The organism is Domibacillus enclensis (assembly GCF_900156125.1).
Classification (GTDB): Bacteria; Bacillota; Bacilli; order Bacillales; family Domibacillaceae; genus Domibacillus; species Domibacillus enclensis.
The window spans coordinates 1-12,986 of sequence record NZ_FTLX01000018.1; the positions used below are offsets into that span (position 1 = coordinate 1).

General features: G+C 47.8%; 13 protein-coding genes, 1 tRNA gene, 1 rRNA gene, 1 other RNA gene and 1 other annotated feature. Of the genes, 14 read left to right on the forward strand and 2 right to left on the reverse strand.

Annotation, left to right across the window (positions count from 1 at the left end; translation table 11 throughout):
- From rrf to BW952_RS18930, 7 genes are all read left to right on the forward strand, one after another.
- Positions 1-95, forward strand: a 5S ribosomal RNA gene (gene rrf, locus BW952_RS18900); the annotation flags it as partial.
- Positions 96-382: 287 nt separating this feature from the next.
- The gene (guaB, locus tag BW952_RS18905) at positions 383-1,846 is read left to right on the forward strand and encodes an IMP dehydrogenase (RefSeq protein ID WP_045849104.1); all 1,464 of its coding nucleotides are present in this window, start codon (positions 383-385) and stop codon (positions 1,844-1,846) included.
- 154 nt (positions 1,847-2,000) lie between these two features.
- A complete protein-coding gene (locus tag BW952_RS18910) occupies positions 2,001-3,341 on the forward strand; it encodes a D-alanyl-D-alanine carboxypeptidase family protein (protein WP_076496381.1) in 1,341 nt (446 codons plus the stop codon).
- A gap of 108 nt (positions 3,342-3,449) precedes the next feature.
- The gene (pdxS, locus tag BW952_RS18915; RefSeq protein WP_045849103.1) at positions 3,450-4,331 is read left to right on the forward strand and encodes a pyridoxal 5'-phosphate synthase lyase subunit PdxS; all 882 of its coding nucleotides are present in this window, start codon (positions 3,450-3,452) and stop codon (positions 4,329-4,331) included.
- Positions 4,331-4,924 (forward strand): pyridoxal 5'-phosphate synthase glutaminase subunit PdxT, encoded by a 594-nt coding sequence (gene pdxT, locus BW952_RS18920; RefSeq protein WP_045849102.1) that lies wholly within the window; start codon positions 4,331-4,333, stop codon positions 4,922-4,924. Before pdxS ends, pdxT begins: the two co-directional genes overlap by 1 nt.
- 31 nt (positions 4,925-4,955) lie before the next feature.
- Positions 4,956-5,179, forward strand: a binding site (T-box leader).
- A gap of 44 nt (positions 5,180-5,223) precedes the next feature.
- Positions 5,224-6,504, forward strand: coding sequence for a serine--tRNA ligase (gene serS, locus BW952_RS18925; protein ID WP_045849101.1), 1,281 nt, complete (start codon positions 5,224-5,226; stop codon positions 6,502-6,504).
- 59 nt (positions 6,505-6,563) lie between these two features.
- Positions 6,564-6,656, forward strand: a tRNA-Ser gene (locus tag BW952_RS18930).
- A 65-nt stretch (positions 6,657-6,721) separates the two neighbouring features.
- Here BW952_RS18930 and BW952_RS18935 read toward each other — a convergent pair.
- Together BW952_RS18935 and BW952_RS18940 are read right to left on the reverse strand one after the other, a co-directional pair.
- Complete coding sequence (locus tag BW952_RS18935) at positions 6,722-8,008, reverse strand: glycoside hydrolase family 18 protein (protein WP_045849100.1); 1,287 nt, start codon at positions 8,006-8,008, stop codon at positions 6,722-6,724.
- A 47-nt stretch (positions 8,009-8,055) separates the two neighbouring features.
- Positions 8,056-8,604, reverse strand: a complete 549-nt coding sequence (locus BW952_RS18940) for a cysteine hydrolase family protein (RefSeq protein ID WP_045849099.1) — start codon at positions 8,602-8,604, stop codon at positions 8,056-8,058.
- Between the two features lie 52 nt (positions 8,605-8,656).
- Between BW952_RS18940 and tadA the strand changes: the two genes are divergently transcribed.
- From tadA to BW952_RS18975, 7 genes are all read left to right on the forward strand, one after another.
- A complete protein-coding gene (gene tadA / locus BW952_RS18945) occupies positions 8,657-9,148 on the forward strand; it encodes a tRNA adenosine(34) deaminase TadA (RefSeq protein ID WP_045849098.1) in 492 nt (163 codons plus the stop codon).
- 39 nt (positions 9,149-9,187) lie between these two features.
- Positions 9,188-9,452, forward strand: an RNA gene (gene ffs, locus BW952_RS18950) — signal recognition particle sRNA large type.
- Positions 9,453-9,568: 116 nt separating this feature from the next.
- Positions 9,569-11,290 carry a DNA polymerase III subunit gamma/tau gene (gene dnaX / locus BW952_RS18955; protein WP_045849097.1) on the forward strand — a complete coding sequence of 574 codons (1,722 nt, stop codon included), beginning with the start codon at positions 9,569-9,571 and terminating at the stop codon, positions 11,288-11,290.
- Positions 11,291-11,314: 24 nt separating this feature from the next.
- On the forward strand, positions 11,315-11,635 hold the full coding sequence (locus tag BW952_RS18960; protein WP_045849105.1) for a YbaB/EbfC family nucleoid-associated protein: 321 nt from the start codon (positions 11,315-11,317) through the stop codon (positions 11,633-11,635).
- Between the two features lie 15 nt (positions 11,636-11,650).
- Entirely contained in the window at positions 11,651-12,247 is a 597-nt protein-coding gene (gene recR, locus BW952_RS18965) for a recombination mediator RecR (RefSeq protein ID WP_045849096.1), read from the forward strand.
- A gap of 14 nt (positions 12,248-12,261) precedes the next feature.
- Positions 12,262-12,480, forward strand: coding sequence for a YaaL family protein (locus tag BW952_RS18970; RefSeq protein WP_045849095.1), 219 nt, complete (start codon positions 12,262-12,264; stop codon positions 12,478-12,480).
- A gap of 37 nt (positions 12,481-12,517) precedes the next feature.
- Entirely contained in the window at positions 12,518-12,718 is a 201-nt protein-coding gene (locus tag BW952_RS18975; protein WP_045849094.1) for a pro-sigmaK processing inhibitor BofA family protein, read from the forward strand.
- Positions 12,719-12,986: the final 268 nt, after the last annotated feature.

Consider the following 12,986-nt stretch of genomic DNA (forward strand, 5'->3'; position numbering starts at 1 on the left):
GTCACACCCGTTCCCATCCCGAACACGGCAGTTAAGCTCTTCAGCGCCGATGGTAGTTGGGGGTCTCCCCCTGTGAGAGCAGGACGCCGCCTGGCAATGACAAGACAACTTGAGAAATCAGGTTGTCTTTTTTTGTTGTAATTTTTTCTTAACAAGATAAAATAAACGTATACAGAATCGTCAAACACTGAGTAAATAGTATAGCGCAATATTATTTATTGTCAGAAGTTGTTTCTTTACGATATGGATAAAGCGTTTGCGTCGAATGTTCGGATTTAAGTCCGAACATTCGAAAAAATCTAACTTATACAGCGAGCCTTGACAGTATACCCGTTCAATTGATAACCTACTAATAATATTTTTCGGTCAGGGAGGCTTACACATGTGGGAAGATAAGTTCAAAAAAGAAGGATTAACGTTTGATGATGTATTGCTTGTGCCAGCAAAATCCGAGGTGCTTCCAAAAGACGTATCCTTAAAGGTTGAATTAACACCAAGCTTGAAACTGAACATTCCGATGATCAGCGCCGGTATGGATACGGTGACAGAAGGCGATATGGCGATTGCGATGGCGCGCCAGGGCGGCCTGGGCATCATTCATAAAAACATGAGCATTGAGCAGCAGGCAGAGCAGGTGGACAAGGTAAAGCGTTCAGAAAGCGGCGTTATTAGCGATCCGTTCTTTTTGACACCTGAGCACCAGGTATTTGATGCAGAGCACTTAATGGGTAAATACCGCATTTCAGGTGTGCCGATTGTGAATAGCCAGGAAGAACAAAAGCTTGTCGGGATCTTAACAAACCGGGATCTTCGTTTTATCCAAGACTACTCGATTCTCATTACAGACGTGATGACAAAAGAAAACCTTGTGACGGCACCGGTTGGCACGACGCTTGAAGAAGCTGAGCAAATTCTTCAAAAGCACAAAATTGAAAAACTCCCACTTATTGATCAGGATGGCGTACTAAAAGGCCTTATTACCATTAAAGACATTGAGAAGGTCATTGAGTTCCCGAACTCGGCAAAGGACGCGCAGGGACGGCTTCTTGCGGGTGCTGCTGTTGGTGTAACGGGTGACACGATGAAACGGGTTGAAATGCTCGTGAAATCCCAGGTAGACGTTATTGTGATCGATACAGCGCATGGCCACTCGGCTGGCGTGATCGAAACCGTGAAGGAAATTCGTTCCGCTTATCCGGAATTGAATATTATTGCAGGGAATGTGGCAACGGCGGAAGCCACTCGCGAATTGTTTGAAGCAGGTGTTGATGTTGTAAAGGTTGGCATCGGGCCTGGTTCCATTTGTACGACGCGTGTTGTAGCCGGTGTCGGTGTACCGCAAATTACAGCCGTGTATGATTGTGCAACAGAAGCACGCAAGCATGGGAAATCCATTATTGCGGATGGCGGCATTAAATACTCCGGCGACATTGTTAAAGCGATCGCTGCAGGCGGTTCCGCTGTGATGCTCGGCAGCCTTCTTGCCGGTACAACGGAAAGCCCGGGAGAAACAGAAATCTTCCAGGGACGCCGCTTTAAAGTATACCGTGGCATGGGCTCGGTCAGCGCAATGGAAAAAGGATCAAAAGACCGCTACTTCCAGGAAGATGCGAAAAAGTTTGTTCCAGAAGGCATTGAAGGACGCATCCCTTACAAAGGACCTCTTTCAGATACATTGTATCAGCTGACAGGCGGCTTGCGCTCCGGCATGGGCTACTGCGGCACAAAGGACATTCAAGCGCTTCGTGAAGACAGCCAGTTTATTCGCATGACAGGAGCGGGTCTTCGTGAAAGTCATCCGCATGATGTGCAAATTACAAAAGAAGCGCCAAACTACTCACTATAAGAAAGTGAACAGCCTGTCCGATTCGGACAGGCTGTTTTTTTCGTATGACAGGAGAACGTTTCAAGGCTATCTAGGTCGTTTCTCGTCTATTTTTCACTTGAAAATGTATGGTACAATAACAAAAGTGTGGCATAAAAAATGGAGGGTTTTGAGAGTGAGAAAAAGAACTGGGTATCGGATTGGCACGGTTTTATTAAGTGTATTGCTGTTTATTGGCTTGTGGACCCCTGGACAAATAAAAGTGGATGCGGCGTTTGATGTGAATGCGGCCGCTGCTATATTAATTGATGCAGAAACAGGGCAAGTGCTGTATGAGAAAAATAGTGATCAGCAGCTGGGTGTTGCCAGCATGTCAAAGATGATGACGGAGTATTTGCTGCTTGAAGCGGTGAAAGAAGGAAAAGTGAAGCTCGACGATACATATCAAGTGTCGGATTATGTGTATGCGATTTCGCAGGATCGCAGTTTATCGAATGTTCCGGTGCGTGCAGGTGAAACGTATACCATTCAGGAATTGTTTGAAGCGATGACGATTTATTCAGCCAACGCAGCAACGATTGCGATTGCAGAAAAAATATCGGGCTCTGAAGCAGAATTTGTGAAATTAATGAATGAAAAAGCGAAGGAGCTTGGGCTGGAGAAAGTGAAGTTCGTCAATTCGACAGGGTTGAATAACAGAGATTTAAAAGGAAATCATTCAACCGGCGAGGTAACCGATGAAAACATGATGTCGGGTCGTGATGTGGCGACGCTTGCTTACCGGTTAGTGAATGATTATCCGGAAGTGCTGGAAACAGCCGGCATTCCGAAAAAGAAATTCCGCGAAGGCACGGATGATGAAATTTCAATGGAAAACTGGAACTGGATGCTTCCTTCTCTCGTTTTCGGATATGAGGGCATGACAGGGTTAAAAACCGGCACCACGGATTTTGCCGGCTATTGCTTTACTGGAACGGCTGAGCGAAATGGCCAAAAGCTTATTGCGGTCGTCATGGATGCGACAAATGACAAGGGTGAAGGCACGTACGATGCCCGGTTTACAGAGATGAAGAAGCTGATGGATTATGGCTTCACTCAGTTCGAGCACAAAGAGATCGCAGCGGCTGAAAGTGCGGTCAAAGGGTCAGAAACGATTCCTGTACAAAAAGGAAAAGAAAAGGAAGTGCAGCTTCAAACGGCCTCTGCTCTATCTATTTTAGCGCCAAAAGCATCAAACACGAACTATAAAGCTTCTATTGAGTTTAATAGTTCGGATTTAGGCGAAAGTGGAGAGCTGACAGCCCCTGTGAAAAAGGGTAAAGTGGTTGGTTATGTGACGGTTAAGGATGAAAAGGATCAGCCGGTTCCCTTTTTAAAAACCGTTCCTCCTACAAACGTTCAAACAGCCGATAGCGTTGAGAAAGCGAACTGGTTCGTTCTATCAATGCGGGCAGTTGGCGGTGGGATCAGCAATGGCTGGGATTGGGTTGTGAATAAAGTAACTGGTTGGTTTTAATGAAAATCACCTTCTGCTATTGACAGAAGGTGATTTTTCGTGTTTATTAGGATTTAAGTATTTTACAAAAAATCTGATCTTTCTGATCGATATAGGAGGAATAAACACATGAATACAGGAACAGATCGCGTAAAACGGGGTATGGCGGAAATGCAAAAGGGCGGCGTCATTATGGACGTTGTGAATGCGGAGCAGGCGAAAATAGCAGAAGAAGCCGGTGCTGTAGCGGTAATGGCGCTTGAGCGTGTGCCTTCTGATATCCGTAAAGCAGGCGGCGTGGCCCGGATGGCTGATCCGCGCATCGTGGAAGAAGTCATGAATGCTGTAACGATTCCGGTTATGGCCAAAGCGCGCATTGGCCACATTGTCGAAGCGCGTGTGCTAGAAGCAATGGGTGTCGATTACCTGGATGAAAGCGAAGTGTTAACGCCAGCCGATGAAGAATACCATTTGCTGAAAAGTGATTTTACCGTTCCATTCGTGTGCGGCTGCCGTGACATCGGCGAAGCGGCCCGCCGTATTGGCGAAGGCGCATCGATGCTTCGGACAAAAGGAGAGCCGGGAACGGGGAACATCGTGGAAGCGGTTCGTCATATGCGCAAGGTCAATGCGCAAGTACGGAAGCTTGTTCATATGAGCGAGGATGAAGTGATGACAGAAGCAAGAAACCACGGGGCGCCATTTGAAGTGCTCATGCAAATTAGAAAAGAAGGCAAGCTTCCGGTTGTAAACTTTGCAGCAGGCGGCATTGCCACACCGGCGGATGCAGCGCTGATGATGGAGCTTGGCGCTGACGGTGTATTCGTTGGGTCTGGTATCTTTAAATCAGAAAACCCGGCGAAATTTGCTCGTGCCATTGTGGAAGCGACCACGCATTATCAGGATTATAAATTGATCGCAGAGCTTTCCAAAGAGCTTGGCGAGCCGATGAAGGGCCTTGAAATCGCGGGCATTGCAGCGGCTGAGCGGATGCAGGAGCGCGGCTGGTAATGACCAGGATCGGAGTACTGGGCTTGCAGGGAGCGGTTCGTGAGCACGTCCGGTCGATTGAAGAAAACGGAGCGGAAGCTGTATTGGTAAAATGGCCGGAGCAGTTAGCGGATGTAGACGGCTTAATTTTGCCGGGTGGAGAAAGCACAACGATGCGCCGCTTGATCGATCGGTATGGTTTCCTTGAGCCGCTTCGTGCATTCGGTGAATCCGGCCGGCCGATGTTTGGCACCTGTGCCGGCTTGATTTTGCTGGCAGGAGAAGTAGTGGGGTACGAGGAGCCGCATCTTGGGCTAATGAACATCACGGTGGAGCGGAATTCATTTGGCCGCCAAAAAGAAAGCTTCGAAGCTGATTTATCCATTAAAGGGGTAGCGGATTTGTACAATGCTGTTTTTATCCGGGCACCGCACATTGTTGCGGCAGGGGAAGGAACGGACGTGCTGTCAGAATGGGACGGCCGTATTGTGATGGCGCGCGACCGCCATTATCTCGGCTGTTCCTTTCATCCGGAACTGACGGATGACCATCGTATTACGCGCTTTTTTATCGGTATGGCTGAAGAAGCAAAAGCGTCACTTGCGAATTTGTAAAAAATGTAGTACATTGAATTCAATTCAATAGTGAAACGCGATGAAGGAAGCTAGTAGCTTGATGCTCTTCAAAAGAGAGCCGGTGGGTGGTGCGAACCGGTGTGGACATTAGGTGAATCCGTTCTGGAGCGGGATGCTGAACAACAAAAGTAGGCATTGACCGGCGCAGGCCGTTAAAACGTTGTTTTGAGAGGAAAGCAGTGAGTTATGCTTTCAATCAGGGTGGTAACGCGGAATCGAACTTCCGTCCCTTTTTACAGGGACGGGAGTTTTTTTATTTTTTAAAGGAGGAATAACACATGCTGGATATGAAATATTTGCGGTCTCATTTTGCGGAAGTGAAGGAACGCCTGAAATTCCGGGGCGAGGACATGAGCGCGTTTGAGGATTTTGAGGAGCTGGAGAAAAAACGCCGGGAGCTGCTGGGGCAGACGGAAGAGTTGAAAAGCAAGCGCAACACCGTATCACAGGAAGTCGCACGCTTGAAAAAAGAAAAACAGGATGCTGATGCGCTTATTGCAGAAATGCGTGAAGTTGGCGACAGCATTAAATCACTCGATGCCGATCTTCGTGAAACAGAAGATAAGCTTGAACAGCTGATGCTCCGCATGCCGAACATTCCCCATGAAAGTGTGCCGCATGGCGATTCAGAGGACGATAATGTAGAAATTCGCAAATGGGGAGAGATTCCATCATTTGATTACGAAGCAAAAGCGCACTGGGACCTGGCCACAGACCTGGATATTTTAGATTTTGAGCGGGCCGCCAAAGCGACAGGAAGCCGGTTTACGTTTTATAAAGGGGCTGGTTCTAAGCTTGAGCGTGCACTGATCAGCTTTATGCTCGATCTTCACACAGAAGAGCATGGCTACACAGAAATGATGCCGCCGTACCTGGTGAACCGGACGAGCATGACGGGAACCGGACAGCTGCCGAAATTTGAAGAGGATGCCTTCCGGATTGAAGCGGAGGATTACTTTTTAATTCCAACAGCGGAAGTGCCGGTGACAAACTACCACCGCGATGAAATTTTGAACGTGGATGAGCTGCCGATTTCCTATGCGGCTTACAGTGCCTGCTTTCGTTCAGAAGCAGGTTCTGCCGGACGTGACACGCGCGGGCTGATTCGCCAGCACCAGTTTAACAAAGTGGAAATGGTCCGCTTTGTGAAGCCGGAGGACTCATATCAAGAGCTTGAAACGCTGACAGGACATGCGGAAAAAGTGCTGCAGCTGCTTGGACTTCCATACCGTGTGCTGGATATGTGTTCTGCGGATCTCGGTTTTACAGCGGCGAAAAAGTATGATCTCGAAGTATGGCTTCCGAGCTACGGAGAATACAAGGAAATTTCGTCTTGCTCGAACTTTGAAGGGTTTCAGGCGCGCCGGGCGAATATTCGGTTCCGCCGGGAGAAAACAGGCAAGCCTGAGCACGTGCATACGTTAAACGGATCGGGTCTTGCCATTGGCCGTACAGTCGCAGCGCTGCTTGAAAACTATCAGCAGGAGGACGGCAGCATTCTTATTCCAGAAGTGCTTCGTCCGTATATGGGCGGCAAAGAAAAAATCGTAAAAAAATAAGTCGAATCGTGTTGACAGAATAATTTAGATTATGATAAATTAATTCTTGTCGATACGACGGAGGAATACCCAAGTCCGGCTGAAGGGATCGGTCTTGAAAACCGACAGGCGGGTCATACCGCGCAGGGGTTCGAATCCCCTTTCCTCCTCCATTTTTAACTTACACGCATCATTAAATAGACGAACGCCCATCTGTTTTGGCAGATGGGCGTTCTTTTTATATTTTTTTAACCGTAAAACGGTCGCCGAGCAGCAGCCAGTTTTGCGGAAAGGAAAAGCCGATTTTCCAGTAGGCAATGCCGCGCAGCTTCAGCTCTTTTAAGAGGGCGAATTTGGCATCGATCGAACGGGCATCTTCGAACCATATTTTATGGGCGCGGCCATTTTCATCGATATAATCAATAAAAGGTGCTTGAGCCGTAAAGTCATAACGGATGGATGCCTTGTAGCGGGAAGCAAGGCGAATGGCTTCCTGCGGGCTGATGGCACGGGCCGGCGGATTTCCCTGTCGGTACGGCAGAGTCCAATCGTATCCATATAAATTCTGTCCCATGACAATCTTAGCAGCAGGCATTTCCGTTAAAGCATACGTCAAGACATTCCGGACCGGTCCGATAGGCGACACAGCCATGGGCGGGCCACCGCTGTATCCCCACTCGTATGTCATAATGATGGAAAAGTCGACGATGTCGCCATGCGCTTTGTAATCATGCGCTTCATACCATTGTCCTTTTTGTGTGGCACTCGTTTTCGGTGCAAGGGCCGTCGATACGGTTTTGCCTTCGCGGTGGAACCGTTCGGTTGCGCGTCGGAGAAACCGGTTGTATGCTTCTCGGTCTTCCGGGCGCAAGTATTCAAAATCGAAATGAATGTCCCGGAAATTCGTTTGCTTTGCAATCCGGCTGATGTTGTCCAGAAGGGTTTGCTGAACCTTTTCATCGGTTAATAAAATATGTCCGAGATCCGCACTGAATTGATCATTTTCCAAATTCGTAATATCCATCATAAAAACTGTGCCGTTTTGCTCGGCGATGGCTGGAAGCGGCCGGATCGGCGGTTCTTCAAGAGAGCCGTCGCGCTTTGCATTAAAGCTGACGGGTGCCAGATAGGTCAGCTGCGGAGATGCCTCCCGTGCCTGATTTAATACATTTCCGGAATAGCCGGATGCGGACGGCTCAATATAAGCGGTGGATTCAATGCGTGTTTTGGCAGGCGGTGGAATGCGCAGCTGCCGCCCGATTTGCAGGGGAGCAGTCTGGGACAAACCGTTCATCCGGACGATTTCTTCCACTGTCACTCCGTACTGTCTGGATATTTTCCACAGGCTGTCCCCGGCAGCGATCGTATGAAACTGTCCGGAAACAGGGATGACCAGTGCCTGGCCAATGACAAGCTGATCCGGATTGGGCAGCTGATTAGACGTCTGGATGGCTTGAACGGTTGTCCCGTATCGCCGCGCAATTTGAAACAGTGTGTCGCCGCTTTTCACAACGTAAATGTGCATAAGCCGTTCCCCCTCTCTCTATTATATGTACAGAGAAGGGCTGCCTCTTATGACAAAAGTTGAATCAATTCACTCACCGGGCGCACGTCCGCGTTTAACACTCTTTCCATCATTTCAAGGGCGTACTCGTTGTACTTTTTTTCTTCTGAGGCAATCGCATCTTTTGGTACATACACCTCAAATTCGCGCATGTAGGCATCATTGGCCGTGAAAAACACGCAAATATTGCCGGCTACTCCTGTAATGGCGACTGATTTTACATCCAATTCGTGCAGCAGTGTGTTCAAGGCTGTTCCGTAAAACCCGGAATGCTTCGGTTTAATTAAAAAGTAATCTTTATCGTCCGGCTTGATTTTTTGTATAATAGGATCGCTAATGTCGTTTGTCACATGCTCAAGAATAAGAGCGATATCTGCTTTCCAAAGCTGGTAATGATCATTAATGTAAATGACCGGCCACTCTCGTTCGTGAAAATGATTCTTTAATTGTGAAATAGAGGGGACGGTTTCGTCTGCATAGCGGGCCAGTTGTTCTCCTTTCGGAAATTGAAAGTCATTCATCATATCGATAATGAGAAGAGCACATTTCTTTGTCATCGTCTTTCCTCCTTATTTGTATAGTTTTACCCGAATCTGCTAAGAAAGGAGCATGAAAATGGATGAATTTTTTATGAACCTGGCCATTGAAGAAGCAAAAAAGGCTGAACGGCTGGGTGAAGTGCCGATTGGAGCAGTGATTGTGAAAAACAATGACGTCATTGCGTCGGGGCACAATTTGCGGGAAACCACTCAAAATGCGGTCACACACGCCGAGCTTTTAGCCATTGAAAAAGCGTGTGAAGCAGCCGGATCCTGGCGATTGGAAGGAGCGACGCTTTACGTCACGCTTGAACCGTGTCCGATGTGCAGCGGCGCTATTTTATTATCACGCGTGGAACGAGTCGTTTACGGCGCCGTCGATCCAAAGGCGGGGTGCGCGGGAACGTTAATGAATCTGCTTGATGATGACCGGTTTAATCACCGGTGCGAGGTCGTTCCAGGTGTCCTGGCAGAGGAATGCGGTATGATGCTGACGCAGTTTTTCCGAAATCTTCGCCAAAAAAAGAAGGAGCAAAAAAGAAAAAACGCAGAAGAGGCTTAACATTGCTTTTTCAGTTCAAAAAAGGTATACTAATTCTTGCCGTGCTAGGTGGGGAGGTAGCGGTGCCCTGTACTCGCAACCCGCTCTAGCGAGACTGAATTCCTTCTCGAGGCTGTTTAATTGTGGGGCCTGCCTTTTGTAAGTGGCGTTGACGTCCGGGTCCTGCGCAATGAGAACCCATGAACCATGTCAGGTCCGGAAGGAAGCAGCATTAAGTGGACTCTCTCATGTGCCGCGGGGCAGCCTGGGCTGAGCTAACTGCTCAAGTAACGCCTGTGATTGGCAGTCGACAGAAGGTGCACGGTATACATAATGAAAAGGCGTCCGGCTTGCCGGGCGTCTTTTTGCGTCCGCTCATGGTGATAGAAAAGGCTATTCAATTCGTTTATAATAAAAGAAGAATAATGAAGGAGGAACCAAATGAGCTATCAGGCATTATACCGTGTTTGGCGGCCGCAGCACTTTGCGGATGTCGTTGGGCAGGAGCATATCACGAAGACGCTTCAAAACGCTCTCCTTCAAGATAAAATTTCGCACGCGTATCTTTTTTCGGGACCGCGCGGCACAGGGAAAACGAGCGCGGCGAAAATTTTAGCAAAAGCCGTCAACTGTGAAAACGGCCCGTCAGCAGAACCGTGCAATGAATGTGCTTCGTGCCGGGGCATTTCCGACGGTTCGATTCAAGACGTCATTGAAATTGATGCCGCTTCGAACAATGGCGTCGATGAAATTCGCGATATTCGGGACAAAGTGAAATACGCACCCGGCTCTGTCCGGTTTAAAGTTTATATTATTGATGAGGTCCATATGCTTTCTACTGGTGCATTTAATGCGCTGTTAAAAACACTGGAAGAACCGCCAGCGCATGTGATCTTCATCCTAGCGACAACCGAGCCGCATAAAATCCCGCTCACCATTATCTCCCGCTGCCAGCGGTTTGATTTCAAGCGCATTACCGCTCATGCGATTGGGGGCCGGATGACGCTTATTTTAAATGAAACAGGCACGGAGTTTGACGAAGCCGCCCTGCCGATTATTGCCCGTGCAGCAGAAGGCGGCATGCGGGACGCGCTCAGTTTGCTCGATCAAGCCGTTTCCTACAGCCGAGGCCGGTTAACAGAGGAAGATGCTTTAACCGTGACCGGAACCGTCGGGCAAGGGATGCTGAACCAAATCGTCCAGGCGATTGTTGAACAAAATGCCGCCCAGGCTGTTCAAACGCTGGGCCGGTTGCTGATGGAAGGAAAGGACCCGGTCCGCTTCACAGAAGACTTGATTTTATATTTCCGTGATATGCTGCTGTTTAAAATGGCACCGGACCTGGAAGAATCCATGGAGCGGATCATGGCGGATGACGCATTTACAGCTATCGCCGGACAAGTGGCGGAAGCAGCCATCTATGAATATATTTCTGTGTTGAACAACGCGCAGCAGGAAATGAAATTCACGAATCACGCCCGTATTTATTTAGAGGTGGCCCTTGTAAACCTGTGCCGTCTGCACGTGAAAGCACAGCCGTCTGCATCGGGGCCGGAAGTCGCGGGATTAATTGAAAAAATCAACCGGCTTGAGCAGCAGGTGCAGGAATTAAAGAGCCGTCCCGCCGGTTTGGTGGAGGCAGAGGCGGTAAAGCCAGCAGCCAAAAAGCTTTCACGGCCGGGCAATCAATTTAAAGTTGCCGTCCCTCAGGTGGAAAAGGTGCTTTCCGAAGCAACCAAGCAGGATATTCAAAACATTAAAAGCCGCTGGGGCAATATGATCGGCTATTTGAATGAGCGGCAAATGCGCTCGCAGGCTGCTCTTTTAAATGACGCAGAACCTGTCGCTGCTTCTGGGGACTCATTTGTGTTAAAATTTAAATATGAAATTCATTGTCAAATGGCGTCCGACAATAAAGCATTTATGGATTCCATCTCGACGATTTTAAATGAATTAACCGGTAAGCCGTATCGGGCGCTTGTCGTACCGGAAGACGCGTGGCTGGATATTCGCCGTTCTTTTTTGAAAAAACAAAAAGAGGATGGCAGTTATACACCGCCGGATGACGGATCAGACGCGGATGTGCAGGAGGAAGAAGAAGATCCTCTTGTCTCGAAGGCACTGGAGCTTGTCGGGGAAGAATTTCTTGAAATTAAAGACTAATTACAATGGAGGATGATGAACATGATGCGTGGCGGAGGAATGGGCAACATGCAAAATATGATGAAACAAATGCAAAAAATGCAAAAGCAAATGCAGGAAGCTCAGGAAGAACTGGCTGAAAAGCAATTTGAAGGAACAGCAGGCGGAGGAATGGTGAAGGTCAGCATCTCCGGCCAGAAGCAGGTAACGGACGTTGTGATCAAAGAAGAAGTAGTGGACCCGGATGATATCGATATGCTGCAGGACCTTGTATTGGCGGCTGTGAACGACGCATTGAAAAAAGTCGATGACGAAACAAACCAGACAATGGGACAGTTTACGAAAGGGATGAACCTTCCTTTCTAATAGGAGGAATTGTGGATGTATTATCCCGAACCGATAACGAAGCTGATCGACAGCTTCATGAAATTGCCGGGCATAGGGCCGAAAACAGCGGCTCGTCTGGCTTTTTTTGTGCTAAACATGAAAGAAGAAGATGTACTTGATTTCGCCAAAGCACTCGTAAATGCCAAGCGTGATCTCGGCTATTGCTCGGTGTGCGGGCATATCACCGATCAGGACCCGTGCTCGATCTGCAAGGACGAACGGCGTGACCGGAGCATTGTTTGTGTGGTGCAGGACCCGAAGGACGTCATTGCGATGGAGAAAATGAAGGAATACAATGGTCTCTATCATGTTTTACATGGCTCTATCTCCCCGATGGAAGGGATCGGGCCAGAGGATATTAACGTTCCGGATCTTGTGAAACGGCTGCAGGATGAAACGATCAAGGAAGTCATTCTCGCGACCAATCCGAATATCGAAGGGGAAGCGACAGCGATGTATATCTCACGTTTGTTAAAGCCTTCGGGCATTCGGACTACCCGGATCGCTCACGGCCTTCCTGTAGGCGGCGATCTTGAATACGCGGACGAAGTAACATTGTCTAAAGCCATTGAAGGCCGGCGTGAATTATAAGGGGGAGGACCCGCATGTTTTTTCGGAAAAAGAAGTCGCTTCGCAGTCATTACGATGACCGGCTGATCGACCTGCTGGATCATTCAAAAGAAGAATGGTTTAAACACCGAGAACTTCTGCGTTTAAGCTTTGAGCAGAACGATGAGCTTGAGGCACAAACAAAAGCATCGCAGGCGAAATACTTCTTTTTATTTAGAGAAGCAAAAAAGCGCCAAATTCGCATAAAAGAATAAAACTCTTCTATCCTTATAAAAAGGAGTGTGAAGAGGTGTGGAAAAATGGATGGCGATGTTTTTTTTCGTTTTTAAAAAAACAACCGTTGGTGCGTTTTTTTTATACGGAGCGAATGTGCTGATTCAGCAGGCAGGCATTCACATACCAATGAACCCGATAACGGCATTTTTTGCAGGGCTTTTAGGGCTGCCAGGTGTTTTTTCGCTGGCAGCTATTCAGTTTTTTATATTTAAGTAAAGAATTTATAAAAAACATGTTGACGCGGTGTGAGCAGGGTGGTATATTTGTAAACGTTGCTGCTGAAGAGCAGTCGACACGCTTTGAAAAAAGTTAAAAAAGAATATTGACATATGATATCAACAAATGATATTATATAAAAGTTGCTGTGAGCAACATATTGAACATTGAAAACTGAACAAAATCAATAAAAACGTCAACGTTTTAAGTTTTATCTTCTTATTGAAATGCACCCCGCATTTTCAATAAGAAACAAATGAGCAAGTCA

Coding starts and splice junctions, on each gene's coding strand:
- guaB (WP_045849104.1), top strand. CDS start 383: ATGTGGGAAGATAAGTTCAAAAAAGAAGGATTAACGTTTGATGATGTA.
- pdxS (WP_045849103.1), top strand. CDS start 3,450: ATGAATACAGGAACAGATCGCGTAAAACGGGGTATGGCGGAAATGCAA.
- pdxT (WP_045849102.1), top strand. CDS start 4,331: ATGACCAGGATCGGAGTACTGGGCTTGCAGGGAGCGGTTCGTGAGCAC.
- serS (WP_045849101.1), top strand. CDS start 5,224: ATGCTGGATATGAAATATTTGCGGTCTCATTTTGCGGAAGTGAAGGAA.
- BW952_RS18935 (WP_045849100.1), bottom strand. CDS start 8,008: ATGCACATTTACGTTGTGAAAAGCGGCGACACACTGTTTCAAATTGCG.
- BW952_RS18940 (WP_045849099.1), bottom strand. CDS start 8,604: ATGACAAAGAAATGTGCTCTTCTCATTATCGATATGATGAATGACTTT.
- tadA (WP_045849098.1), top strand. CDS start 8,657: ATGAAAATGGATGAATTTTTTATGAACCTGGCCATTGAAGAAGCAAAA.
- dnaX (WP_045849097.1), top strand. CDS start 9,569: ATGAGCTATCAGGCATTATACCGTGTTTGGCGGCCGCAGCACTTTGCG.
- BW952_RS18960 (WP_045849105.1), top strand. CDS start 11,315: ATGCGTGGCGGAGGAATGGGCAACATGCAAAATATGATGAAACAAATG.
- recR (WP_045849096.1), top strand. CDS start 11,651: ATGTATTATCCCGAACCGATAACGAAGCTGATCGACAGCTTCATGAAA.
- BW952_RS18970 (WP_045849095.1), top strand. CDS start 12,262: ATGTTTTTTCGGAAAAAGAAGTCGCTTCGCAGTCATTACGATGACCGG.